This is a genomic window from Streptomyces sp. SID11385 (assembly GCF_010548245.1).
Classification (GTDB): Bacteria; Actinomycetota; Actinomycetes; order Streptomycetales; family Streptomycetaceae; genus Streptomyces.
On record NZ_JAAGLR010001193.1, the window covers coordinates 1 to 2,895 of the forward strand.

The following is a 2,895-nucleotide window of genomic DNA, read 5'->3' on the forward strand; positions in this document are numbered from 1 at the left end:
GGGAGCCCGGTCCGCGCCGCGCCGCCTTCGCGCGCGCCGGGCCGTCTCAGTACGTGAGTCACGCGGGCGCGGCGGTACGGGGGCACGCGGGCCGGGCGGCGCACGGGGCGCGAGCGTGCGTCGCCTCTTCACCGGAAGGGCGCACCGCCGCCACGGTTTCCGGCCAACCGGGGCTCAAACCTGGTGATCTATGCGCGTCACACGGGGTGGGCCCCGGGAGGAAGGGGAGGGAAAAGGGCGGTCCGGACGATTCAGCGGGCGGCGACATTGCGGGCACATGTCGCCGGGGGACGAAGCGGGGCTTTCCCGGCCGGACGGCAAGCGGTCTCTTTTCCAATTCTTTCCGGGGAACCGCTCCGCATAGCGACCCCGAACGTCCGGGAGCCGAACGGAATCCGCCAACCTCGTGATGCGCACCTGACAATCACGGGCCGAGGCTGCCACAGTCTCCCTCGGCCAGCGGTCGGGCACGCTCCTTCCCCACCGCCCACCGCGGGCCCTTCGTCACCCCACCGGCCGCCCGCGCGCGGCCCGTTGAAGGAGCCCTTCCTTGAGACGAACCTCCTCCCGTCGCGCCGCCGCCACCGGCGGCGCACTGCTCGCGGTCTCCGCACTGCTGACCGCCGCGATGCAGACGGGCGTGGCCACGGCCGCGCCCTCCCCCACAGGGAAAGCCGCCTCGGCGGCCAGGCCGGGAGCACTGCCGGCGAAGCTGTCCCCCGCACAGCGCGCCGAACTCATCGCCAAGGCACAGAAGAAGAGCGCCGCGACCGCCGACGAGCTGAGCCTCGGCGCTCAGGAGAAGCTGGTCGTGCGGGATGTGATCAAGGACCAGGACGGCACGCTGCACACGCGCTACGAGCGCACGTACGACGGACTGCCCGTCCTCGGCGGCGACTTGGTCGTCACCACGAACCCGGCCGGTGAGACCGGCAAGGTCGTGCGGGCCTCGCGGGCGAAGCTGAGCGGTGTGCGGACCACCGCGAAGGTCCCGGCGGCGACCGCGCAGAAGCAGGCGCTCGGCGCGGCGAAGGCGCAGGGCGCCGCGGTGCCGGCGACCGACCAGGCGCCGCGCAAGGTGGTGTGGCTCGCCGAGGGCAAGCCCGTCCTCGCCTACGAGACCGTGATCGGCGGGCTCCAGGAGGACGGGACGCCCAACGCGCTGCACGTCGTGACGGACGCGGCGACGGGCGCGAAGCTGTACGAGTACCAGGGCATCGAGAACGGCACGGCGAACACGCAGTACAGCGGCACCGTGACGATCAACACCACCAAGTCGGGCTCCACGTACAACCTGACGGACTCGACGCGCGGCGGCCACAAGACGTACACCCTCGCGGGCAGGACCTCGGGCACCGGCACGCTCGTCTCCGGTCCCGACGACGTGTGGGGCGACGGGAAGGGCACCACGGCCGAGACGGCGGCGGCCGACGCGGCCTACGGTGCGCAGGAGACCTGGGACTTCTACAAGGACACCTTCGGGCGCAGCGGCATCCGCGGCGACGGCGTGGCCGCCTACTCGCGGGTCCACTACGGCAACCAGTACGTCAACGCGTTCTGGGACGACAGCTGCTTCTGCATGACGTACGGGGACGGGGCGGGCAACGCGGCGCCGCTCACCGCGCTCGACGTCGCGGGCCACGAGATGAGCCACGGGGTCACCTCGGAGACCGCGGGCCTCAACTACAGCGGCGAGTCCGGTGGTCTGAACGAGGCGACGAGCGACATCTTCGGCACGGGTGTGGAGTTCTACTCCAACACCGCGACCGACCCCGGTGACTACCTCATCGGCGAGAAGATCGACATCAACGGCGACGGCACCCCGCTGCGCTACATGGACAAGCCCAGCAAGGACGGCGCCTCGGCCGACAACTGGTCGTCCACGCTCGGCAACAAGGACGTGCACTACTCCTCGGGCCCGGCGAACCACTTCTTCTACCTCCTCTCGGAGGGCAGCGGCGCCAAGACCGTCAACGGCGTGAGCTACAACTCGCCGACGTACGACGGCCTCCCGGTCACCGGCATCGGCCGGGACAAGGCGCTCCAGATCTGGTACAAGGCGCTCACCACGCAGTTCACCTCCACCACGAACTACGCGAGCGCCCGTACCGGCACCCTCGCGGCGGCCTCCTCGCTCTACGGCGCGACCTCGGCCGAGTACAAGGCGGTGCAGGACGCCTGGGCGGCGATCAACGTCGGCGCCCGCTCCGGCGGCGGCACGGACCCCGGCAACCCCGGCGGGACGGTGTTCACCTCCAGCACCAAGGTCGCGATACCGGACGCCGGTTCGGCGGTCACCTCCTCGATCGCCGTGACGGGCCGCAGCGGCAACGCGCCCTCGAACCTGTCGGTCTCGGTGGACATCACGCACACCTACCGCGGTGACCTCGTGGTCGACCTCGTCGCCCCGAACGGCACGAGCTACCGCCTCAAGAACTCCAGCTCCTCCGACTCGGCCGACAACGTCAAGGCCACCTACACCGTCAACGCCTCCTCGGTCGCCGCGAACGGCACCTGGAAGCTCAAGGTGCAGGACCTCTACTCGGGCGACAAGGGCACCATCAACGGCTGGTCGCTGACCTTCCCGTAGGCCCCCGGATTCTCGGCGGAGCGGACCCCCGCCGAGCGCAGCGCCCCGGCCGCCCGTGGTGGCCGGGGCGCTTCCCGCATGTCAACACCCGCTGCCGCGAGGTGGGTTCGCCTGGACGGACCCCGGCGGTACGCGCCCGTCGCCCCCTCAGCCCACCACTCCCCACTCCCCCACGTCCCCCGGGCCCTGGGCCGCGGCCCGCTGCCGCCGGGCCGGCTCGCCCCGGCGCAGGAGGTCCCGGACCACCGCGGTGACCTCCGCCTCGTCGCCGAGGTCCGCGAGCGCCTCGCCCACGTGGGCGAGCA

The 2,895-nt window shown here is 71.8% G+C and carries 1 protein-coding gene; it reads left to right on the forward strand.

Going from position 1 to position 2,895, the window contains the following annotated elements; translation table 11 throughout:
* Positions 1–550: 550 nt before the first annotated feature.
* Positions 551–2,590 carry a M4 family metallopeptidase gene (locus G3I42_RS36735; protein ID WP_164291975.1) on the forward strand — a complete coding sequence of 680 codons (2,040 nt, stop codon included), beginning with the start codon at positions 551–553 and terminating at the stop codon, positions 2,588–2,590.
* The last annotated feature ends 305 nt before the right edge of the window (positions 2,591–2,895 follow it).